25 protein-coding genes are annotated in these 20,865 nt (G+C 70.3%); 5 read left to right on the top strand and 20 right to left on the bottom strand.

All coding sequences use genetic code 11. From position 1 onward, the window contains the following. Positions 1–4: 4 nt before the first annotated feature. The 15 genes from hypB to DFQ59_RS00765 all read right to left on the bottom strand — a co-directional run bounded on the left by hypB (position 5) and on the right by DFQ59_RS00765 (position 13,011). A complete protein-coding gene (gene hypB, locus DFQ59_RS00700; protein ID WP_342768403.1) occupies positions 5–913 on the bottom strand; it encodes a hydrogenase nickel incorporation protein HypB in 909 nt (302 codons plus the stop codon). Further along, positions 910–1,251: a hydrogenase maturation nickel metallochaperone HypA gene (gene hypA, locus DFQ59_RS00705; protein WP_114277748.1), complete on the bottom strand. Its 342-nt coding sequence runs from the start codon at positions 1,249–1,251 to the stop codon at positions 910–912. The genes hypB and hypA overlap by 4 nt, the downstream gene beginning before the upstream one ends. After that, entirely contained in the window at positions 1,244–2,440 is a 1,197-nt protein-coding gene (locus DFQ59_RS00710; RefSeq protein ID WP_114277749.1) for a nickel-dependent hydrogenase large subunit, read from the bottom strand. The genes hypA and DFQ59_RS00710 overlap by 8 nt, the downstream gene beginning before the upstream one ends. Beyond that, positions 2,437–2,607, bottom strand: coding sequence for a hypothetical protein (locus DFQ59_RS19675; RefSeq protein WP_170141979.1), 171 nt, complete (start codon positions 2,605–2,607; stop codon positions 2,437–2,439). The genes DFQ59_RS00710 and DFQ59_RS19675 overlap by 4 nt, the downstream gene beginning before the upstream one ends. A gap of 4 nt (positions 2,608–2,611) precedes the next feature. Continuing rightward, positions 2,612–2,833 carry a rubredoxin gene (locus tag DFQ59_RS00715; RefSeq protein WP_114277750.1) on the bottom strand — a complete coding sequence of 74 codons (222 nt, stop codon included), beginning with the start codon at positions 2,831–2,833 and terminating at the stop codon, positions 2,612–2,614. After that, positions 2,830–3,690, bottom strand: a complete 861-nt coding sequence (locus DFQ59_RS00720; RefSeq protein WP_114277751.1) for a hydrogenase expression/formation protein — start codon at positions 3,688–3,690, stop codon at positions 2,830–2,832. Before DFQ59_RS00720 ends, DFQ59_RS00715 begins: the two co-directional genes overlap by 4 nt. A 10-nt stretch (positions 3,691–3,700) precedes the next feature. Then, complete coding sequence (locus DFQ59_RS00725; RefSeq protein ID WP_114277752.1) at positions 3,701–4,120, bottom strand: thioredoxin domain-containing protein; 420 nt, start codon at positions 4,118–4,120, stop codon at positions 3,701–3,703. Beyond that, positions 4,117–4,425: a HypC/HybG/HupF family hydrogenase formation chaperone gene (locus DFQ59_RS00730; RefSeq protein ID WP_114277753.1), complete on the bottom strand. Its 309-nt coding sequence runs from the start codon at positions 4,423–4,425 to the stop codon at positions 4,117–4,119. Before DFQ59_RS00730 ends, DFQ59_RS00725 begins: the two co-directional genes overlap by 4 nt. Then, positions 4,425–5,060, bottom strand: coding sequence for a HyaD/HybD family hydrogenase maturation endopeptidase (locus DFQ59_RS00735; RefSeq protein WP_114277754.1), 636 nt, complete (start codon positions 5,058–5,060; stop codon positions 4,425–4,427). The genes DFQ59_RS00730 and DFQ59_RS00735 overlap by 1 nt, the downstream gene beginning before the upstream one ends. A 267-nt stretch (positions 5,061–5,327) precedes the next feature. Next, positions 5,328–6,014, bottom strand: coding sequence for a Ni/Fe-hydrogenase, b-type cytochrome subunit (gene cybH, locus DFQ59_RS00740; RefSeq protein ID WP_114277755.1), 687 nt, complete (start codon positions 6,012–6,014; stop codon positions 5,328–5,330). Between the two features lie 58 nt (positions 6,015–6,072). Next, positions 6,073–7,863 (bottom strand): nickel-dependent hydrogenase large subunit, encoded by a 1,791-nt coding sequence (locus tag DFQ59_RS00745; protein WP_114277756.1) that lies wholly within the window; start codon positions 7,861–7,863, stop codon positions 6,073–6,075. Continuing rightward, positions 7,864–8,937, bottom strand: coding sequence for a hydrogenase small subunit (locus DFQ59_RS00750; protein WP_114277757.1), 1,074 nt, complete (start codon positions 8,935–8,937; stop codon positions 7,864–7,866). 234 nt (positions 8,938–9,171) lie between these two features. Beyond that, positions 9,172–10,533: a sensor histidine kinase gene (locus DFQ59_RS00755; RefSeq protein ID WP_114277758.1), complete on the bottom strand. Its 1,362-nt coding sequence runs from the start codon at positions 10,531–10,533 to the stop codon at positions 9,172–9,174. A gap of 28 nt (positions 10,534–10,561) precedes the next feature. Beyond that, complete coding sequence (locus tag DFQ59_RS00760) at positions 10,562–12,007, bottom strand: nickel-dependent hydrogenase large subunit (RefSeq protein ID WP_114277759.1); 1,446 nt, start codon at positions 12,005–12,007, stop codon at positions 10,562–10,564. Positions 12,008–12,009: 2 nt separating this feature from the next. Further along, the gene (locus DFQ59_RS00765) at positions 12,010–13,011 is read right to left on the bottom strand and encodes an NADH-quinone oxidoreductase subunit B family protein (protein ID WP_114277760.1); all 1,002 of its coding nucleotides are present in this window, start codon (positions 13,009–13,011) and stop codon (positions 12,010–12,012) included. Positions 13,012–13,114: 103 nt separating this feature from the next. On the opposite strand from DFQ59_RS00765, the gene DFQ59_RS00770 reads away from it, so the two are divergent. Further along, positions 13,115–13,657, top strand: a complete 543-nt coding sequence (locus DFQ59_RS00770) for a GNAT family N-acetyltransferase (RefSeq protein ID WP_114277761.1) — start codon at positions 13,115–13,117, stop codon at positions 13,655–13,657. Between the two features lie 72 nt (positions 13,658–13,729). On the opposite strand, the gene DFQ59_RS00775 is transcribed toward DFQ59_RS00770, so the two are convergent. Genes DFQ59_RS00775 through DFQ59_RS00790 form a run of 4 tightly spaced genes read right to left on the bottom strand, consistent with a single transcriptional unit; the run spans position 13,730 to position 16,694 of the window. Next, on the bottom strand, positions 13,730–14,422 hold the full coding sequence (locus DFQ59_RS00775) for an ABC transporter permease (RefSeq protein WP_114277762.1): 693 nt from the start codon (positions 14,420–14,422) through the stop codon (positions 13,730–13,732). After that, a complete protein-coding gene (locus tag DFQ59_RS00780; protein WP_114277763.1) occupies positions 14,419–15,114 on the bottom strand; it encodes an ABC transporter permease in 696 nt (231 codons plus the stop codon). Before DFQ59_RS00780 ends, DFQ59_RS00775 begins: the two co-directional genes overlap by 4 nt. Positions 15,115–15,138: 24 nt before the next feature. After that, the gene (locus tag DFQ59_RS00785) at positions 15,139–15,876 is read right to left on the bottom strand and encodes an ABC transporter substrate-binding protein (protein ID WP_114277764.1); all 738 of its coding nucleotides are present in this window, start codon (positions 15,874–15,876) and stop codon (positions 15,139–15,141) included. Positions 15,877–15,917: 41 nt separating this feature from the next. After that, entirely contained in the window at positions 15,918–16,694 is a 777-nt protein-coding gene (locus tag DFQ59_RS00790; protein ID WP_114277765.1) for an ABC transporter ATP-binding protein, read from the bottom strand. Positions 16,695–16,830: 136 nt separating this feature from the next. On the opposite strand from DFQ59_RS00790, the gene DFQ59_RS00795 reads away from it, so the two are divergent. The 4 genes from DFQ59_RS00795 (at position 16,831) to DFQ59_RS00810 (ending at position 20,354) form a co-directional block, all read left to right on the top strand. Further along, the gene (locus DFQ59_RS00795) at positions 16,831–17,469 is read left to right on the top strand and encodes a cupin domain-containing protein (RefSeq protein WP_211314730.1); all 639 of its coding nucleotides are present in this window, start codon (positions 16,831–16,833) and stop codon (positions 17,467–17,469) included. A 50-nt stretch (positions 17,470–17,519) separates the two neighbouring features. Beyond that, on the top strand, positions 17,520–18,974 hold the full coding sequence (locus tag DFQ59_RS00800; protein ID WP_211314731.1) for a pyridoxal-dependent decarboxylase: 1,455 nt from the start codon (positions 17,520–17,522) through the stop codon (positions 18,972–18,974). A 127-nt stretch (positions 18,975–19,101) separates the two neighbouring features. Next, the gene (gene nfo / locus DFQ59_RS00805) at positions 19,102–19,959 is read left to right on the top strand and encodes a deoxyribonuclease IV (RefSeq protein WP_114277766.1); all 858 of its coding nucleotides are present in this window, start codon (positions 19,102–19,104) and stop codon (positions 19,957–19,959) included. Continuing rightward, complete coding sequence (locus DFQ59_RS00810; protein WP_114277767.1) at positions 19,956–20,354, top strand: hypothetical protein; 399 nt, start codon at positions 19,956–19,958, stop codon at positions 20,352–20,354. The genes nfo and DFQ59_RS00810 overlap by 4 nt, the downstream gene beginning before the upstream one ends. A 61-nt stretch (positions 20,355–20,415) precedes the next feature. On the opposite strand, the gene DFQ59_RS00815 is transcribed toward DFQ59_RS00810, so the two are convergent. Continuing rightward, positions 20,416–20,727 (bottom strand): MTH1187 family thiamine-binding protein, encoded by a 312-nt coding sequence (locus DFQ59_RS00815; RefSeq protein ID WP_114277768.1) that lies wholly within the window; start codon positions 20,725–20,727, stop codon positions 20,416–20,418. Positions 20,728–20,865 lie beyond the last annotated feature (138 nt).

Consider the following 20,865-nt stretch of genomic DNA (forward strand, 5'->3'; position numbering starts at 1 on the left):
GGGTTCAGTCCGTCCGCAGCTGTTGCTTCAATGTAGCCAAATTCCGTTCCAGATGAGAGATGTTCTCGGCGAGGAGCTGGTGCCGGCGCGCCAGGATCCAGTCGCACCAGGCCTCCAGACCGCTGCCGCCGGTGGCCGAAAGGGGGATGGCCTCGAGCCCGGGCTTCACCTGGCGGGCGTAGCCGAGGCAGCGCTCCAGGTCGAACTCCACGTAGGGCAGGAGGTCGATCTTGTTGATGAGCAGGAGGTCGGCGGCGTGGAACAGGTCCGGGTACTTGAGGGGCTTGTCCTCACCCTCGGTGACCGACAGGATGGCCACCTTGTGGGCCTCGCCGAGATCGAACGCGGCGGGGCAGACGAGATTGCCCACGTTCTCGATGAACAGCACCCCGTGGGGCTCCGGCTGCAGGGTGTCGAGGGCGTGGCCGACCATGTGGGCGTCCAGGTGGCAGCCCTTGCCGGTATTGATCTGCAGCGCCGGGGCGCCGGCGGCGCGGATGCGCTCGGCGTCGTTGGCCGTCTGCTGGTCGCCCTCGATGACGGCAACCGGCAGCCGGTCGCGCAGCAGTTCGATGGTCCGGGTCAACAGCGTGGTCTTCCCCGAGCCGGGGCTGGAGACCAGGTTGAGGGCGAGGATGCCGGATTCGGCCAGGCGCTTGCGGTTGGCCCCGGCGTAGGCGTCGTTCTTCGCCAGGATATCCCGCTCGATGCGCACCATGCGTGCCTGGCTGAGCCCGGGGGCATGGGCGCGGGCGGGCCCGGCGCCGTAGTCGAGCAGCCCGGCGCCCGCCTGGTGCGCGTGTTCATGGTGATGTCCGTGAGCATGGGGATCACCGTCATGATGGTGTCCATGGTGGTGCCCCTCCCCGATCCGGGTCTCGCCTTCCCCGCAGCCGCATACCGTGCACATCATTCCACCTCCATTGAATGGATTCTCAGCTCTTCACCGCCGGTGACCTGAAGCTGGTGGCTATGGCAGCGGGGACAGGCGGAATGGCGCGCCGCCACAACCACCTGTGCGCCGCACGGCAGGCACCAGGCCTGTCCCGGCTGTTCGATGATCTCCAGGCGCGCGCCTTCGGCCACCGAACCGCGGGTGACCACATCGAAACCGAAGCGCAGGGCATCCGGTTCCACGCCCGCGAGCGCTCCGATCTCGAGCCACAGGGTGCGCACCCGGGTGAACGCCCCGTTCCGGTGCTGTTCCTCGATCACCTGCAGGATCCCTTCGCAGAGGGAGAGCTCATGCATGGCCGACCACCTCCAGCCGCCAGCCGACGCAGGGATCCACCGACTGGATCAGCAGCCCTACCCGCTCCTCCAGCCGGTCGTCGGCCGGGAGGCCCATCAGCCCCCGCGCCACCGCGCCGTTGGGGTGGAAGTTCCACTCCGTGGGAGCCAGGATCTGATAGCGCCGTACACTTGGTCCTTCCAGTTCCACCCGGTGCACCAGCCGGCCGCGGGCGGCTTCGACCTGGGCGAGTCCGACCCCGGCTGCCGTGGCGGGTGCCGGGGGAGCGGCATCGATGGAACGTCCGTTCAGGTTCCTGGCCATGGAGACGATGCGCTGGTGGATGACCGCCAGCTCGCAGAGTCTCGCCGCCGTCCGCGTAAGCAGGCCGTTGCCGTGACTGGCCGCGAGCGCCGCGACCAGCGGCAGGTGCCGCTGGCGGGTGCTGGCGCCGGTTTCGCAGGGCGTGTCATTCCAGCTGGGACGAGAGGTGAAGCCGGCATCCCCGCAGAAGCGGGCGTGCAGTTCCCAGGCCGGGGTTGCCGGCAGGGCAGGGATGTCGGACTGCCCCAGCCGGGACCATCCCCAAGCGGCAATGTGATGAACCAGGCGGGCCGCCACGGTCGATCCGCCCGCCGCCCAGCCAGCCAGGGCATCGCTCCCGGCGATCTTCCACCACTCCGGGATCCGCAGGCCGAATACCGAGCGTTCCAGTATTTCCGTCAGTCCCTCGATGCGTTCCTGCAGGGCAGCGGTGCGCACCCGCAGCGTGCCGCCGCCGGGATGGAAGCCGTCTCCCTCCGGGTAGAGCAGCGTGGAGATACCGTGGTTGAGCCGTGCCACAGACACCAGTTCCGGGGCGTGCGGTGTGTCGCCCAGTGCCGCGTGCCAGTCCAGCAGCACCCGCAGCAGGTGCTCGCGGGCACTTTCGAAGTCGACCAGCAAGGCACGCGCGTCCCGGTGCCCGGGATCGATCCGCAGGCCGAGCGCCTGTTCACAGGCCTGCACCGCGGCGCTGCCCTGGGCCGTGGCGCACACGCCGAACAGCAGCGGCAGGCTTCGCAGCACCTGTTCGATCGGCCGATCCCGGAACAACTGTTCCGCCGCCCGGGGCCGATCGGCGTGCAGGTCGACCCGGCACACCGCACCGGCGCGAATCGCCAGGCGCAGGCGGATGCACCCTTCCGGCGTTACGGAACGGTCGTTCATTGTCTGCCTCCCAGAAGACTGCGCAGCCACTGCCGGCGGTTCATGCCCGGATGACGCGCGGGGGGTTCACAATGTTCGCCCAGCAGCGCCCCGAGCGCCGTCTCCGCGGTGAGCACGGCTGTCTCCTGTTCCTCGAACCGGTGCATGGCGAAGCCCTGCGGATCCATCGGATCAGTCCCGCAGCACCATGAACTGGTCGCGTTCGCCGTCGCACTCGGGGCAGCGCCAGCTCATCGGCAGGGCGCTGAAGGGCGTGCCGGGCGGTACCTGGGACACCGGATCGCCGAGAGCGGGGTCATAGACGAACCAGCAGATCTTGCACTCCAGCCGATCGCCGTCGGCCAGGCGCTCGGGGTTGCCGAGAAAGGAGCCCTCGAAACCGGACGTTCTCATTCGAGCACCTCCAGGATTTCCAGCAGGCGTTCGTGGCTGTCCTCCAGGTCCTCCCGCGCGGCACAGGCGACGGCCGGCACGTCCACCACCTCCAGGGTGGTGAGGATGGGCAGGTCCTGGGAATTGAAATGGCGCACCCACCAGACGTTGCGCAGGCGGGTCGAGGTGATGCGGCAGTTGCCGTAGCCGCGGGAGAGGATATCCACCGAACCCGTCCCCAGGGTCGTCTCGAGGTAGGCGAGATCCTCAGGTGTCTGCGGCAGCAGGGTGAGATTGATGACGTGGTTGGGATCCCCCGCACGGTAGCCCCGGGCGTGATCGGCCAGCTCCACCAGGACCGGGGGGGCATTGATGACGCCCTCCGGAAGCTCGCCGCGATGCACCGGGACCAGGTGGGTATCGGCGCCCGTGAAGGCCCGGGTGCGCAGTGCGCGGGGGATGTCCCCCACCTCCACCGAATGGGACCGGACCCGTCCCGCCGCGTCCAGGTGCTGAAGCCGCCAGACCCCGGTGAGCACCGATTCCTGTGCCAGCAGGGGTTCGCGGCCGGCGCAGCGGATGCTCACCTCGCCCTCGCCCAGCACCTGGTCCACCAGCTGGAGGGCTTCCGCGTCCAGATCGTCCAGGTGCACCACCAGGGCCGGGTCGCCCGCGCGGCAGGCCGCCAGGGTGGCGCGGATCTCCAGCAGCGTCGAGCGTGCCCGCGGGCGGGCGCTCAGGACCTCCGCCCCGGGGAGCTCGGGAAGCCGGAAGGTGGTCATCTCGCGAGGCAGGGGCAGGTAGTCCAGCGGTTCGTCGTCCGCACCCGCCTGGGAGCCGGGACCGAGGGTCACCACCGGAATGGAAAAGGGCTTCATGGGCGTCTCCTCAGTGGCAGTTTGCGGTGGCGACGGGAATGCCGATGGTGGGCGGACGCACCGGTTCGGCTGTGAGGATGCGCTCGGCGCCGGCCAGGTAGTCGGCCCAGTCCTGCACCCGGGTGATGGTGCCCAGGTAGGCGCCCCGGCGCAGGAACACCAGCGCCGGCCAGGCGCTGAAGCCATAGCGACCCTGCAGGGCGGATTCGGCCCCGGCCGCCACCACGGCCGGCGTGACCCGCCCGTCGAGCGTCTTGACCAGTTCCGGGAGGATCACCGCCACGTCGCCGCTCTCCGGATAGCGCCCGGGATCACCGGCGAAGAACAGCACCACGTGCTCATGGGCGTGCAGAAAGGGGTCGAGGTCGTCGATTTCCAGGCGGGCGTAGCCCAGCTCCGTGACGAGACGATCGATCAGGGGTGAGCTCATGGTGTCTTCTCCGATCGCAGATGCGGTGGCAGTTGAGGTTCCCGGTCGACGAGGTCGGCGAACAGGTGATCCAGGGGGTCGCCCCGCAGGGCGGCGTCGAGCGCGTCGAGGGCGGCCCCGATCCGGTGGGCGCGCTCCGGGTCGATCGCCTCGCGGGCGCTGTCGAGAAACACCAGCACCCAGCCGCCCGGCGGCTGCCCGCCCACCAGCATGAGATCCACCAGGCGCCGCTCCCCCCGCCCCTCGCACCAGGCGTGGAAGGGTCCGGCGGGATCCACCACCTGCATGGGGATGCCGATGCACATCAGGAATCCCTCCGCCGGGCGCCGGCCAGCACGCGGGGGTCGCCACTGCGGCAGGCCTCCGCCGACGTGGGCCGGCCGGACTCGTAGGCGTCGAGGCCGAGGGCGGCGTGGGGCAGGTGGAGGGCCCCGATATCCGGGTCCCAGCGTGGCCTGGCCTCGATGCCGAAGCCGGCCAGGTACTTCAGCGCGATGGCCAGGGCCGGGTCGATCTGCGCCTTGACCTGCGGCCGCAGGCTGCCGCCGTAGTCTTCCAGCTCCACCGGCTGGACACCGATGAGCAGGAGGTGCGCGGGGTACTCGCCCATCAGATCGGCCAGGGCCAGCACCTCCTGGAATCCCGTCTGGTGCAGGCTCATCTTCTTGGCGCCCATGAACTTCGGCACCGCCGTTCCCTCGACGATGCGCAGGGTGCCGGGCGGGAGGCCGTAGTCGATGGCGTCGAAGACCACCAGGATGTCGGCCTCGCGCACGTCCTGGACCAGGTAGATGCCCTGGGTGCCGCCGTCCAGCAGGCGCACATGGGGGGGAAAGCGGTAACGCCGGTGCAGTGCCTCCACGGCCCGCACGCCGAAGCCCTCGTCGGCCCACAACAGGTTGCCGATGCCGAGGACGAGCACCCTCGGGGTGGTCTGCATGACATCCTCCATCCAGCTATTTATTTATGATTTTTATCAGGTATGAGCAGGAACCGGGCCAATGCTCCCGTGTGCGCCTATGTCTCTGTTTGGCGGCTCGTTTTGACCCGCCGCTACACACCGTCCCCGCCATCATGTGTAATTTGACTAACCGGTTTGTTGTAAATATGTACGGTATGCTTCCATTCCGAACCGGTGGATTGCCGGCAAAAAAAAGCGCGGCAGGCGCCGCGCGGAAGGTCGTACGGGAGGCGCACGGACCGGCTGTCAGTCGGGGCGGTCGTCCTTGAACCGGCGCCAGCCGCTGACCATGGCGCTGATGAGGCTCTGGCGGGACATGATGTCCTCGCGGATGGCCGCGTAGACGTGGAGGATGACGAAGATGACCAGGTACCACATGCCCAGGTGGTGCCAGGTGTGCACGTCCTGGCTCTGGCCGAACAGGGGGATGACCCAGCCGAACAGGGTGTCGGCCCAGCTGCCCCGCCCCAGTCCCTCGCCGTAGAGGGCGAAGCCGGTGGCGATCATGAACAGCCCCCCCAGCACCAGCATGGTGAACATCATGAACTGTCCCAGCGGGTTGTGGCCCACGTACTTCTGCGGCTCCTTGCGCAGGAACAGGTACCAGGAGAGCTCGTTCCAGAACCCCCGCCACCATTTCCCGCTCCACAGGGGCAGCAGGAACAGCTCACGGGCATGGCGGTTGCCCACCAGCGCCCAGTAGAGCCGCGCCAGCAGGCCGATGGCGAACAGGTAGGCGGCGCTGAAGTGGGCGAAGCGGATGTAGCCCATGAGGAAGTGGTCGCTGGCCTCGCCGGGCAGGGTGGGCGGCGGGCTGCCGATGAAGTAGCCGCTGATCACCAGGACGGTGATGGCGAGCGCGTTGATCCAGTGCCACAGCCGTACCGGCGCCTGGTAGACGTAGACGGCCACCTGGTTTGCTTGTGTCCGCATAGGTGTTCTCCTTCCGGTTGGCACGCCCGGGCGGGTGCGCCCGGGCGTGCGGTGACGATCAGCGCACCTTCACCCGGGTCAGCTCCTCCCCCTCCGGGCTCATGACATGCGTGGAGCAGGCCAGGCAGGGGTCGAAGCTGTGCAGGGTGCGGAGGATCTCCAGCGGCTGCTCCGGATCCGCCAGCGGCGTGTTCATCAGCGCCGCCTCGAAGGCGCCGATGTTGCCGGCCGGATCCCGGGGCGAGCCGTTCCAGGTGGTGGGCACCACCGCCTGGTAGTTCTCGATGCGCCCGTCGCGGATGCGGATCCAGTGCCCCAGCGCGCCCCGCGGTGCCTCGGTGGTGCCCACCCCCCTGGCCTCCTTCGGCCAGGTGGAGGGGTCCCACTTGTCCACGTTGGCGGTGCTGGAGTCGCCGGCCTTGATGTTGGCCACCAGCTTGTCCTGGAAGTGGCGCATCTTGTCCGCCGCCCAGGCGCACTCCAGGCCGCGGGCGGCGGTGCGCCCGAGGGTGGAGAACAGCGCCGTGACGGGCAGCCCCAGGTCGGTGAGCACCTTGTCCACCGGCTCCTTGAACTCCGGGATGCCCCTGGAGTAGCCGATGATGTAGCGCGCCAGCGGCCCCACCTCCATGGCGTGGCCGCGCCAGCGCGGGGCCTTGATCCAGGAGTACTTGGCGTTCTCGTCGATCTGCTCGATGCGGGTGCGGCTGCCCTTGGTGCCGGGCCCCAGCTCGAAGTTGGGCTCGGTGACCCCGTCCCAGGGGTGCAGGCCCTTGCTCTCGTCGGGATAGGTGAACCAGGAGTGGGCCACGTACTCCTGCACCTGGTCCGGGTCGGTGAGGTCCACGTCGTGCACCTCGGCCAAGTTGCCGTTGATGATGGCGCCCCGCGGCAGCAGCTGGTTGTCCGCCGAGTTGTCGTTGGCCCGCTCCGGGATGTCGCCGTAGGAGAGGACGTTGGTGGCCGACAGCCCGCCGCCGTGGAGCCAGTCCTTGTAGAAGCTGGCCACCGCCAGCAGGTCGGGGATGTAGACCTGGTTCACGAACTCGATGGAGCGGTCGATGATGGAGGAGACCAGGTTCAGCCGCTCCATGTTGACCGCGCCCACCGCCCCGGTGCCGTTCACGTTGATGGCACACGGCACCCCGCCCACCAGCCAGTTGGGGTGCGGGTTCTTGCCGCCGTAGATGGTGTGGATCTTCACGATCTCCTTCTGGAAATCGAGCGCCTCCAGGTAGTGGGCCACCGCCATCAGGTTGGCCTCGGGCGGCAGCTTGTAGGCGGGGTTGCCCCAGTAGCCGTTCATGAACGGTCCCAGCTGCCCCGATTCCACGAAGCGCTTCACCCGCCCCTGCACGTCGCGGAAGTAGCCGGGCGAGGAGAGGGGCCAGCTGGAGATGCTCTGGGCCAGCTCGGAGGTGGCCTTCGGATCCGCCTTGAGCGCGCTCACCACGTCCACCCAGTCCAGGGCGTGGAGATGGTAGAAGTGCACCAGGTGATCGTGCACCTGCAGGGTCAGCTGCATGATGTTGCGGATGGAGTTGGCGTTCTCCGGGATCTGGATGCCCAGGGCGTTCTCCACGGCGCGCACCGAGGTGAGCGCATGGGTACCGGTGCAGACCCCGCATATGCGCTCGGTGAAGGCCCAGGCGTCGCGCGGGTCGCGGTTCTTCAGGATCACCTCCAGCCCGCGCCACATGGTGCCGGTGGAGACCGCGTTGCGGATGACGTTGTTCGCGTCCACGTTCACCTCGCAGCGCATGTGGCCCTCGATGCGGGTGACGGGATCCACCACCAGGCGGCGGCCGGTGGTGTCCAGGTTGTAGCCGTTGGGTGTCGTGGTGGTCATCTACTCGTCTCCTTTCTCGCGCACGCGCTTGATGGCGCTGGCCGCGGCATGGGCGGCCACGGCCGCGCCCACCACCCCGGCGGCGGTGCCGCCCACGGCGTCGGCGTTCGCCTCGACGCCGAACTGGTGGATGTCGGTGAGGCGGTCATAGAAGCTGCCCTTGTCCCAGAAACCGTCCTCGGAGCAGCCGATGCAGCCATGGCCGGACTGGATGGGGAAGGAGACGCCGCCGTTCCAGCGCACCGTGGAGCAGGCGTTGTAGGTGGTGGGGCCCTTGCAGCCCATCTTGTAGAGGCAGTAGCCCTTGCGCGCCGACTCGTCGTCCCACGCCTCCACGAACTGGCCGGCGTCGAAGTGGGGCCGGCGGTAGCACTTGTCGTGGATGCGCTGGCTGTAGAACATCTTCGGCCGCCCCTGGCGGTCCAGCTCGGGGATGCGCTCGAAGGTGAGCATGTAGGTGATGACCCCGGTCATCACCTCGGCGATGGGCGGGCAGCCCGGCACCTTGATGATGGGCTTGTCGGTGATCACCTTGTGCACCGGCGTGGCCCGGGTCGGGTTGGGCCGGGCCGCCTGGACGCAGCCCCAGGAGGCGCAGGAGCCCCAGGAGATGATGGCCTTGCAGTCGGCGGCCACCTCGCGCAGCTGTTCCACGAAGGGCCGGCCGCCGATGATGCAGGACATGCCGTCCTGGTTCAGCGGCGGGTTGCCCTCCACCGCCAGGATGTAGTTGCCCTTGTACTTGCTGCGCACCTCCTCGAGTATCGCCTCGGCCTGGTGGCCGGCGGCGGTCATGATGGTGTCGTCGTAGTCCAGCGAGATCATGGACAGCACTACGTCCTTGACCAGCGGATGGGCCGAGCGGATGAAGGACTCCGAGCAGCAGGTGCACTCCAGGCCGTGGAGCCACAGCACCGGGGTGCGGGGCTTGGTCTCCATCGCCTGGGCGATGCGGCCCACGTAGGCCGGGCCCAGCCCCAGGGCCGTGGCCGTGAGGCTGCAGTACTTGAGGAAGCTGCGGCGGCTGATGCCCTGCCGTCGCATCACCTCGTAGAAGGTTTCGGTTTTCGCCATGGTTGATCCCTCTCTCCATCGCAGTCCGCTGTCGCGGGCGCCTGCGTTCTTGTCGTTGGCCGTGGGATGGCAGCGGGAGTGGAGCAGGGTTTGTGCCAGCAGGTGGAATAATCTTTTAAAACCGTGACTTGTGTCAGTCCGGCGGGTCGACGCGCGGCGCCGGATCGGATACCGGGCGCGGCAGGTTGGATGGCGGGTGGAAGGTCGCTGACCAGGTCCGGGCGGGGGCGGGCGTCAGGACTGCAGCGGCAGGCGCAGGGTGAACAGGGCGCCGCCGTCGGGCGGGTTTTCCGCGCTGAGGCTGCCGCCGTGCTCGCGGATCATGCGGTAGCTGATGGAGAGCCCGAGGCCTGTGCCCTCGCCCACCGGCTTGGTGGTGAAGAAGGGGTCGAAGAGCTTGTGCAGGTTCTCCGGGGGGATGCCCGGCCCGTTGTCGTGGAAGCGGATCACGACCATCCCCCCCTCCACCCGGCCGCTGATCTCCAGCCGCGGCGCGGGGGTCCCGCGCAGGGCGTCCACGGCGTTCTGCACCAGGTTGATGACCACCTGCTGGATCTGGCCGGCGTAGCCGGTCACTTCCACGTCCGGCGGCAGGTCCGAGGTCACGGCGATGGTCTCGTGCACCTCCTTCAGGGCCCAGCGGGTGCCCCGCTCCACCACCTCGGCGAGATTGAAGGGGGTGCGCGGGCCGCGCTGGCTGGAGGAGAAGCGCTTGAGATCGTCGACGATGTCGCGCACCCGCTCGGCCCCTTCCAGGGAGCCCTCCACCAGGGGCTTCAGGTCCTCCAGCAGGTGGTCGATGCGCAGATCCCGGCGCAGCTGCGCGCGGGCGTCCGGCGTCTTGTCCCCGTGCAGTGCCCGCAGGTAGGTCTCCAGCTTGCGCCGGTAGCGCTCCAGGGCGTGCATGTTGCCGTAGATGAAGCTGATGGGGTTGTTGAGCTCGTGGGCCACGCCGGCCACCAGCCGGCCGAGGGAGGCCATCTTCTCCGACTGCACCACCTGCTGCTGGGCCTCCTTGAGCTCGGCGTGGGCGCGGTTGAGGGCCTCGTAGGCGCGCCGCAGCTCGCCCACCGGGCGGCCGATGAGCACCATGCCGATGAGCCGCCCCCTGTGGTCCAGGTGGGGGCTGCAGTTCATGGACAGCGGCACCGGGCGGCCGTCGCCGCCCGCCAGGGAGACCTCGCAGTCCTGCACCGGCGCGGTGGAGCGCATGTGCTCGGGAAAGCGTTCGGCCAGGGACCGCGACTCGGCGCTGAACAGCTCGGCGAAGGGACGCCCGGTGCACTGCTCCGGGCGCAGGCCGGTGAGCCGCTCCAGGGCCCGGTTGGTCTCCAGGATGCGGCCCTCGGTGTCGCACACGATGAGCACGTCGGACATGGCTCCCAGCACCCCGTTGATGAAGGCGTGGGCCTGCTCCAGGGCCAGGTTCTTCTCCTCCAGGGCCACCTGGTAGCGCACGAGATCGGCGTAGATCTCGTCCATCTTCTGCACCACCTCCACCCAGGCGGTCTCCGCGCCGGGATCGTGGGGGGCGAGCCCGGGCATGGCCACCTGGTCCAGCAGGGAGGGGTTGGGGGGTGTCTTGTCGCGGGTCATGGGCCGTTCCGGGCGGGGAGCGCCTCTGTCAGTGCACCGTGCAGACCATGCAGGGGTCGAAGGAGCGGACGATGTGCTGCACCGCCACCGGGTCGGTCTCGCCCGCCCGCACCGGGGCGCCCACCAGCGCCTGCTCCAGCGGCCCGGGCGTGCCGCCGGCGTCGCGGGGGGAGAAGTTCCAGGTGGTGGGGGCGATGATCTGGTAGTTGTGGATGCGGCCGCCGCGCACCTCCAGCCAGTGGCCGAGGCTGCCGCGGGCGGCCTCCACCAGGCCGGCGCCCGCCGCCGCTTCCGGCCTGGGCGCGTGGTGGCAGAAGGGCGCGCCCGGGCGCAGGGTCCGCACCCAGCGCTCCATCTCCGGCACCACCCGGGCGATTTCCAGCAGCCGCGCCACCACCCGGTTGCGCACGTTGCCGCCGCCCGCGGCCACCAGTTCGCGCACCAGCGGGTGGCCGTCCACCACCTGGCGGGCCAGCGCCCCCACCTCCACCACCGCACCGCCCAGGCGCGGGGCCTTGCACCAGGAGTAGGCCGCCGCGCGGTCGGCGTCCGGCCGGGTGAGGCCGGCGGCGGGGTGCAGGGGCTCGGCGGGTCCGTCCATCCAGCTGTGGCTCAGGTCCTCGGCGATGGCGGCCGGATCGAGGGGCCGCGGCGACCCGTCCCAGACCCCGGCGCGGAACAGCCGCTCGCCGCCCGCGGGGTAGCTGCCGTAGCTCATGAAGCGGTCGGCGGCGCGCCCCAGCCGCTCCAGCCCGAGGGCGTCGGCGATGGCCAGGAAGCGGCGGAAGTCGCCGCGCCCGGGCGCCTGTGCGGTCCATGTCCGCAGGGCCGCGTCGCTGTCCAGCGCCGCCACCGCCTCCAGGGCGTCGCCGAACAGGGTGTGCTCCAGGAAGCGGCGGAAGGCGGCGAGGATGGCCAGCAGTCGCACCCGTTCCTGGGCCTCCACCGGGCGGGTCGATCCCCCGGGCCGGAGGCTGAGGGTATGGGGCCACTTGCCCGCCAGCATGCCCATGAGGTGCAGGAACTGGGCGCGGGCGGCGAGCGCCTCGCGTCCGGCGCTGCCGGTGAGCGCCCGGAACCGCCCGGCGGCCGCCTCGAACCAGGGCTCGCCGGCATAGACCGGGCGGGCGAAGTCGGGCATGAAGAAGAGGTAGAAGTGGGTGAGGTGATCGGCCAGGTTCTCGCAGGCCAGCAGCAGGTTCAGTGCCAGCTCGCCGTTCGGGGGCGGCTCCAGCCCCTGGGCCTGGGCCAGCGCCGCGGCGGCCGCGGCCGACTGGGAGACCGAGCAGATGCCGCAGATGCGCGGCACGATGACCAGGGTGTCGAGGGGATCCTTGTCCTGCAGGATCTGCTCGAAGCCCCGGTAGAGGGGCGAGTTGACCCGGGCCCCGGCGACCCGGTCGCCCTCGACGTCCAGGTGCACCTCCAGGTCGCCCTCCACCCGGTTGAACGGGCCGACGGTGATGCGCGCCATGGTCAGCGGTACTTGGTGCTGCGGATGCGCGGCGCCTCCACCGTGTGATCGGCGGTGGCGTTGCGGCGCAGGCGGCTGGGGGTGGCGGCCTTGGACAGCGAGGCCAGCGCCACGAACCAGGCCTTGGGCATGTCGGTGGGCAGGCCGATGGGAATGCCGGCGATCTTGGGCGTGGTCTGGAACGGGTGGCCCGGCTCCTCGAACTCCGGTGCCGTGCAGTTGATGCAGGCATAGCCGCCGCTGGTGCAGGAGCCGCCGCCGTTCCAGGGGCGGGTGTTGCAGTCGGCGTGGGCCTGGGTGCCGAGGCAGCCGAGGTTTTCCATCAGGCAGCCCTGGTCGGAGGCCTTCTCGGCGCTGGCCTTGTACTCGTAGAACTCGTTGCGGGCGCAGCCGTGGTGGACCAGGTGATCGGCATAGAGTCGCGGGCGGGCGAAGGGGTCGAGGTCCGCCGCGCCCAGCTCGCCCAGGGCCAGCAGGCTGAGGGTCTCGGTGACCCAGCCGGGGTGGGTGGGGCAGCCGGCCACGTTGATCACCGGCAGGCCCGCGGCGCTACGGAACCCGGCGCCCAGCAGGCCGCCGGGGCGATCCCCCTCGTACTGCAGGCCGCAGGCCTCGGTGGGGTTGCCGCCTCCGGCGGTGACTCCGCCGAAGGCCGCGCAGCTGCCGATGCCGAGCACGTAGCGGGCGTGGGCGGCGATGCGCCGCACCCACTCGACCAGGGGCACGCCGGTGCCGGCGAAGAGGTGGAAGCGGCCGCTGCCGTGGGGGCCGCGCAGGAGCGAGCCCTCGACGCACAGGGCGTCCACCGGCGCCTCTCCCGCCGCCGCCGCGGCGAGCAGCGCGCGCACCTCGCCGCCGCTGGCCTCGCTCAGGGAGGGGTGCCAGAGCAGCTCGATGCCGGCGCCCTCGAGGGTGGCGGGCAGATCGGGGGACTCGGCGCAGAGCAGCGACATGGTGCAGCCGCCGCAGCCGCCGGACTGCAGCCATAGGACTCTCAGGCTCATGATGTCGGGTCACTCCACACTGGCACTTCCCCGCGGGGGGATTCAGTATAGGTTAGCGGTGACGGCGTGGCGCATCCAGCAGGCGGGGCGACGGGAGGTGACGGTGAACAACGGACCCGAGGGCGGCGGCGGCCGGCTGCGCAGCGTGGTGAGCTACCTGGAGATGCGCGCGCCGCCGGTGGAGGGGCCGCCGGCGCCGCCGCGCCCGGGGCTGGCGCTGGTCCGGCTCGAGCGGCCCAGCGTCCCCTTCTACCGCTTCCTCTACGACACCATCGGCGAGCCCTGGCTTTGGATCGATCGGCGCCGGATCGATGACGCCGGGCTGGAGGCCATCATCCGCCATCCGCGGGTGGAGGTGCACGTGCTCTACGGCGGCGGGGAGCCGCTCGGCTACGCCGAGCTCGATTTCCGCGTGCCCGGCGAGGTGGAGATCGTCTACTGCGGCCTGATGCCCCACGCCATCGGCGGCGGGCTGGGCCGCTACCTGCTCGGCCAGGCGCTGGACCGGGCCTGGGCCGCGGGTCCGGAGCGGGTCTGGCTCCACACCTGCACCCAGGATCACCCCGGCGCGCTCGGGTTCTACCGCCGCGCCGGCTTCGTCAAGACCCACGAGGTGGAGGAGTGGGTGGAGATTGCCCCCGTCTGAGTCCGGTTGGTTCAACGCCAAGACACGAAGGCGCGAACTCGCCAGGAACAACAGGAGCGGCGTGGCGGCGGGTCAGCCGGTGTGGGGGCGGAGGTGGCGGCCGAGGCGCCGTTCCAGCACCTTGAACACCTGGGTGAGCACCAGGGTCATGGCGAGGTAGATGAGCCCGGCGGCGAGGAACATCTCCACCGGGAGGTAGTTGCGGGCGATGAGGGTGCGGGCCATGCCGGTGAGATCCAGCAGGGTGATGGTGCTGGCCAGCGCGCTGCCCTTGATCATCAGGATGATCTCGTTGCCGTAGGCGGGCAGGCCGATGCGCACCGCCTGGGGCAGGATGATGCGTCGGTAGGCGAGCGGCAGGGACATGCCGATGGCGCGGGCGGCCTCGATTTCGCCGGGGGGCACCGCCTGGATCGCCCCGCGCAGGATCTCCGCGGTGTAGGCGCCGGTGTTCAGCGCGAAGGCGATGATGGCGCACCAGTAGGGTTCGCGCAGGATGGGCCACAGCGCGCTCTCCCGCACCCACTCGAACTGGGAGGCGCCGTAGTAGATCATGAAGATCTGCACCAGCAGCGGCGTGCCGCGGAAGAAGAAGATGAAGCCGTAGGGCAGCATCCGCACCAGCGGGCTGCGCGCCACCCGCATCAGGGCCATGGGCAGCGCCAGCAGCAGCCCGATGAGGAGCGAGATCCCCACCAGCTCCAGGGTGAGGACGGTGCCGGAGAGCAGCTTCGGCAGGCTGTCGATGATGGCCTGGAAGTTCATGTGCGCGAGCGCTCCAGACCGCGGTTGGCCCAGCGCTCGGCGAAGTGGATGCCCACCATGGTCACCACGGTCATGCCCAGGTAGATGATCGCCGCCAGTAGGTAGAAGGTGAACGGCTCCTTGGTGAAGCCGATGGCGATGGAGCTCTTGCGCATCAGCTCCTCGAGCCCGATGAGGGAGACCAGCGCGGTGTCCTTGAGCAGCACCAGGAACAGGTTGCCGAGCCCGGGCAGGGCGATGCGCCACACCTGGGGCAGCACGATGCGGTGGAAGGTGAGCCAGCGGCCCATGCCGAAGGCCTGCGCCGCCTCGATCTGGCCCCGGGGAATGGCCAGCATGGCGCCGCGGAACACCTCGGTGGCGTAGGAGCCGAAGGTGATGCCGAGCGCGGTGACGCCGGCGGCGTAGGGGCTCAGCTCCACGTAGCCTTGGTGGCCGAAGTACCCGGCTAGCGCGGTGAGCATCCCGGCGGTGCCGAAGTAGATGAGCAGCACGATGATGAGCTCCGGCACCCCGCGCACCACGGTGGTGTAGAGCCCGGCGGCGGCCCGCGCCAGGCGCGAGCGGGAGAGCTTGGCGCTGGCGCCGAGCAGCCCCAGCACCAGGCCCACCGCCACGGCCCCGGCGGCCAGCTGCAGGGTCATCAGGGCGCCCAGGAGGATCTGGTCGCCGAATCCTTGCAGCTCGAACATCGCCGGGGCCGGGCGTCAGGCGGCTCAGTAGATGTCGAAGGGGAAGTACTTGGCGTTGATCTTCGCGTAGGTGCCGTCGGCGCGAATCTGCTCGATGGCCTTGTTCAGCCGCTCCACCAGGGCGGCGTCCTCCTTGCGCACGGCGATGCCGATTTCGTCGTTGATGTTGATGGGATCGCCCACGAACTCGAAGCCCTGGCCCGCCTCGCTCTGCAGCCAGTTGTAGTTCACGTAGGTGTCGGCCAGCATGGCGTCGAGGCGGCCGTTGGAGAGATCCAGGTAGGCGTTCTCCTGGGTGTCGTAGAGCTTGATGGAGACCGTGTCGGAGAGGTTGTCCTCGAGATACTGGGCGCTGATGGTGGCGCGCTGGGCGCCGATGGCCTTGCCCTTGAGGTCGTCCACGGAGAAGCCCGAGCCCTTCTTCGCGGCGTAGCGCAGGCTGTTGGAGTAGTAGCGCCCGGTGAAGGCCACCGCCTGCTTGCGCTCCTCGGTGATGGACATGGAGGCGACGATGGCGTCGTACTTGCGCGCCAGCAGGCCGGGGATGATGCCGTCCCAGTCCTGGGTCACGAACACGCACTCCACCTGCATGGCGTCGCAGAGCGCGTTGGCGATGTCGATGTCGAAGCCGAACACCTTGCCGTCGGGCCCGATCTGGTTGAAGGGGGGATAGGCGCCCTCGGTGCCGATGCGCAGGGTCTCGGCCTGGGCGACACCGGCCAGGGCCAGGGTGGTGAGCAGGATGGCGAGCAGCTTTTTCATCGTGGTGTGCCTCTCGTGGACCGTTCGGTTGTCGGGCTGTGTCACTGCAGGTGGCTGGAGATGAACTGCCGGACCCGCTCCGAGCGGGCCTGGCCGAAGATCTGCGCCGGCGGCCCCATCTCCTCCACCCGTCCCTCGTGCAGGAACATGATCTGGCTGGAGACCTCGCGGGCGAAGCCCATCTCGTGGGTGACGATGAGCATGGTGCGCCCCTCCTCCGCCAGCCGGCGGATCACCTGCAGCACCTCGCCCACCATCTCCGGGTCGAGCGCCGAGGTGGGCTCGTCGAAGAGGATGAGCCGCGGCTCCATGGCCAGCGCCCGGGCGATGGCCGCCCGCTGCTGCTGGCCGCCGGAGAGGTGGGCGGGATAGTGGCTGCGCTTGTCGGCGATGCCCACCTTGGCCAGCAGCGCCTCGGCCCGCTCCACCGCCGCGGCGCGGCTCAGCCCCTGCACGTGGATGGGGGCCTCGACGAGGTTCTCCAGCACCGTCATGTGGGACCAGAGGTTGAAGTTCTGGAACACGAAGCCGATCTGCTGGCGCATGCGGTTGAGCTGCGCCGGGTCGGCCGGCCCCAGGCCGCCCTCGCGGGAGGGCTGCAGGCGCAGGGTCTCGCCGGCCAGGGCGATGCGGCCCTGGTCCGGGTATTCGAGCAGGTTGAGGCAGCGCAGGAAGGTGCTCTTGCCGGAGCCGCTGGAGCCGATGATGGAGATGACGTCGCCGTCATGGGCGGTCAGGGAGATGCCCTTGAGCACCTCCAGCCCGCCGAAGCGCTTGTGGATGTCGGCGACCTCGAGGGCCGGCGTGCCGGCATTCATGATCCGGCGGCCTCGCGGTCGGTAGCGGGACGGAACACCCCGGAACAGGGCGCGCGGGCGGGCTGGCGGAGTGCGGCTACTCTGGGCATGGCTCTGTCCGTCGGGCGAGGTTTCATTCTAGGTGAGCCCGGCGCCGATGCAAACCGCCGCCATGGTCATGTTCACGCTTGTCTACACTTGCCGCAGCGGCGCGGGGCGCCGGATGCCGGTGCCGGGGGCGGATCGGGCGCGCCGCGTGGAATCGCTGTTCCGCAACCTGACGAGGGAGGTGCACATGGAGCGCAAGGCGCCGATTCTCAACCTGGACGAGGTGGAGTACGAGGAGTGGGGGCACGGTGAGCGCTTCGCGGCGCGGCTCGGGCCCCTGGCCGCCCGCCTGGGGGCCCGGAAACTGGGCTACCGGGTGGTGGTGGTGCCGCCGGGCAAGACCGCGTGGCCCTGCCACTTCCACCACGTGAACGAGGAGATGTTCCTGATCCTCGACGGCCACGGCACCCTGCGCATCGGGGCGGAGCGCCACCCGCTGCGCGCCGGCGACGTGGTGTGCCTGCCGCCGGGCCCGGAGACCGCGCACCAGATCCTCAACACCTCCAACGCCGCCCTGAAGTACCTGGCGGTCAGCACCATGGAGGCGCCGGACATCATGGAGTACCCCGATTCGGGCAAGTACGCGGTGTTCGCCGGCAGCGCCCCGGGCGGGGCGCAGGCCGACCGGACCTTCGCCATCGTCGCCCGGCACCGGGACGCGACGGACTACTGGGAGGGCGAGGAGTGAGGCGCTATCCTTGCGCGGGTCCCGACACCGACCGTGCGCCAGGAGAGGTCATGACCGATCGGCAGCAGACCGGCTACCACATGAGCCCCGAGGATTTCCGCCGCCACGGCCATGCGCTGGTGGACTGGATCGCCGCGTACTGGCAGCGGGTGGAGTCGCTGCCGGTGCGCTCCCGCGCGGCGCCGGGCGAGGTGGCCGCGGCCCTGCCCGGCAGCGCGCCGGAGCGGGGGGAGCCGTTCGCGGCGATGCTGGAGGACGTGGAGCGGGTGATCCTGCCCGGCCTCACCCACTGGCAGTCGCCCAACTTCTTCGCCTACTTCCCCGCCAACACCTCGGCCCCGTCGGTGCTGGGCGAGCTGCTTGCCGCGGGGCTCGGCGTGCAGGGGATGCTGTGGGCCACCAGCCCCGCCTGCACCGAGCTGGAGACCCGGGTGCTCGACTGGCTGGCGGAGCTGCTCGGGCTGCCCGCGGCGTTCCGCTCCGACGGCGGCGGCGGCGGCGTGATCCAGGATTCCGCCTCGGGCGCGGCGCTGTGCGCCCTGCTGGCGGCGCGGGAGCGGGCCTCGGACGGCGCCGCCAACGAGCGGGGCTGCGACCGGCGGCTGACCGCCTACGCCTCCACCGAGACCCACTCCTCCATCGAGAAGGCGGTGAAGATCGCCGGCCTGGGGCGGGAGCAGCTGCGCATCATCCCGGTGGACGACCACTTCGCCATGGACGCCGGGGCCCTGGCGCGGCAGATGGCCGCCGACGTGGCCGCCGGGTTCACGCCGGCGTTCGTCTGCGCCACCGTGGGCACCACCTCCTCCACCGCCGTGGACCCGGTGGCCGCCATCGCCGCCGTGGCGCGCCGCTTCGGCGCCTGGCTGCACGTGGACGCCGCCATGGCCGGCTCGGCCATGATCTGCCCCGAGTTCCGGGCGCTGCAGGCGGGCGTGGAGCAGGCCGACAGCTACTGCTTCGATCCCCACAAGTGGCTGTTCACCAACTTCGACTGCAGCTGCCTGTTCGTGCGCGAGCGCGGCGCGCTGATCCGGGCCCTGTCGGTGCTGCCGGAGTACCTGCGCAACCGCGCCAGCGAGAGCGGCGCGGTGATCGACTACCGCGACTGGCATGTGCCCCTGGGGCGGCGGTTCCGGGCGCTGAAGCTCTGGTTCGTGCTGCGCCACTACGGCGCGGAGGGGCTGCGCCACCACCTGCGCGAGCATGTGCGCCTGGCGCGCTGGTTCGCCGACCAGGTGGCCGTCCACCCGGACTTCGAGCTGGCCGCGCCGGTGCCCTTCAACCTGGTCTGCTTCCGCCACCGCGGCGGTGATGCCGGCAGCGAGGCGCTGCTGGAGCGGCTCAACGGGAGCGGGCGCCTCTACCTCACCCACACCCGCCTCGACGGCCGCTTCACCCTGCGCCTGTGCGTGGGCCAGACCCACACGGAAGCCAGCCACGTGGAGGCGGCCTGGGCGGCGATCCGGGCGGCCGCGGAGGGGACCGCGGCGCCGGCCGGCTGATGATCCGCGGTGATGGGGCGCGCCCGCCGCACGCACGCTGTCCCCATCCCCTTCCGGGTTGCAACGCCCGGACCGGCCGCGCACCATTCTGCGCCTGCGCGACAGGACCAGACAGGAGTATCGAACCATGAAATACGTGGGAGCCCACGTCTCCGCCTCGGGCGGGGTGGAGAACGCGCCGCTCAACGCCGCGGCCATCGGCGCGCGCGCCTTCGCCCTGTTCACCAAGAACCAGCGCCAGTGGCAGGCCAAGCCCCTGACCACGAAGAGCATCGACGCCTTCCGCGCCAACCTCGAGCAGTCGGGCATCCGGCCCGGGCATGTCCTGCCCCACGACAGCTATCTCATCAACCTCGGCCACCCCGAGCCGGAGGCGCTGGCGAAGTCCCGCGCGGCCTTCCTCGACGAGATGCGGCGCTGCGGGCAGCTGGGGCTGAAGCTGCTCAACTTCCACCCCGGCGCCCATCTCGGCAAGATCGACGAGGAGGCGTGCCTGGCCCGCATCGCCGAGTCGGTGAACCTGGCCCTGGAGCAGACCGAGGGGGTCACCGCGGTGATCGAGAACACCGCCGGCCAGGGCACCGTCCTCGGCTGGCGCTTCGAGCACCTCGCCGCCATCATCGACCGGGTCGAGGACAAGTCGCGGGTGGGGGTCTGCCTCGACACCGCCCATACCTTCGGCGCCGGCTACGACCTGCGCACCGCGGCGGCGTGCGCGGAGACCTTCTCCGAGTTCGACGCCGTGGTGGGTTTCCGCTACCTGCGCGGCATGCACCTCAACGACTCCAAGGCGGCGCTCGGCTCGCGGGTGGATCGCCACCACAGCCTGGGTAAGGGGCTCATCGGCCTGGAGGCCTTCCGCACCATCATGCGCGATCCGCGCTTCGAGGAGATTCCCCTGGTGCTGGAAACCATCGACGAGACCCTCTGGCCCGAGGAGATCCGGATGCTCTACGGGATGCAGTCCGGGCAGGGGGGCGAGTGAGCCTGCCCCTCGAGGCGCTGCTGGCCTGGCCGCTCCTGCTCGCCCTGGCGGTGGCCAACGGGGCCCTGCGCGAGTTCCTGCTGCAGCCGCGCCTGGGCGAGCGGCCGGCGCGCCTGCTGAGCCCGGTCATCCTCGCCCTGGGGGTGCTGATCCTGGGCGGCCTGTTCGCCTGGTACGCGGGGCCCCGTCCGGCCCCCGTGCTGCTCGGCGTGGGGCTGTTCTGGCTGCTGCTGGCGCTGGTGTTCGAGTTCGGCTTCTTCCACTTCGTCCGCGGGGTGCCGTGGACGGTGCTGCTGGCGGACTACAATATCCTTGCGGGCCGGCTGCTGGCGCTGGTCTGGATCGCCACGCTGCTGGGCCCCTGGCTGGGCGGCCGGCTGCTGGGCTACTACTGAGCGGGCGCGATCCGCGCCGGGCTGCGGCCGTGCGCGCGATCCCGGTACCGCCCGGAGACCCTCAGGCCCCGGCATCGAGCCGGTTCCGCACCGCGGCCACCTTGCCCTCCAGGCCGCCCCGGCGCCCCGCCCGGCTGTCGATCTTGGCGGTGGCGTAGATGCGCCCGCAGCCCCGGGCCTCCAGCAGCGCGTGGGCGCGCTCCACGAACGCCAGTGCCTCGCCGATGGTCGCGGTCTCGATGATGGTGCCCATGGGGGTGAGGCGGTACTCGGCGCCGCTGTCCCGGATCATGCGGATCACCTCGGCGACGTCGGGGCTGACGCTCTCGCCGCGGTCCATGGGGAAGATGCTGAATTCGATGAGTACGGACATGGGCTGCTCCAGTCTGGTTTATCGGCGCGCATCCCGCGCATTACAGGCAGCCGGCGGCCGAAGCGGATCAGCCGCCGCCGGGCGGCGGGCAGACCCCGCGCTGAAAGGGTTTGCCGCCGGCCCCGGTCCACTGAACAG

It is taken from the genome of Thioalbus denitrificans (genome assembly GCF_003337735.1).
Classification (GTDB): domain Bacteria; phylum Pseudomonadota; class Gammaproteobacteria; order DSM-26407; family DSM-26407; genus Thioalbus; species Thioalbus denitrificans.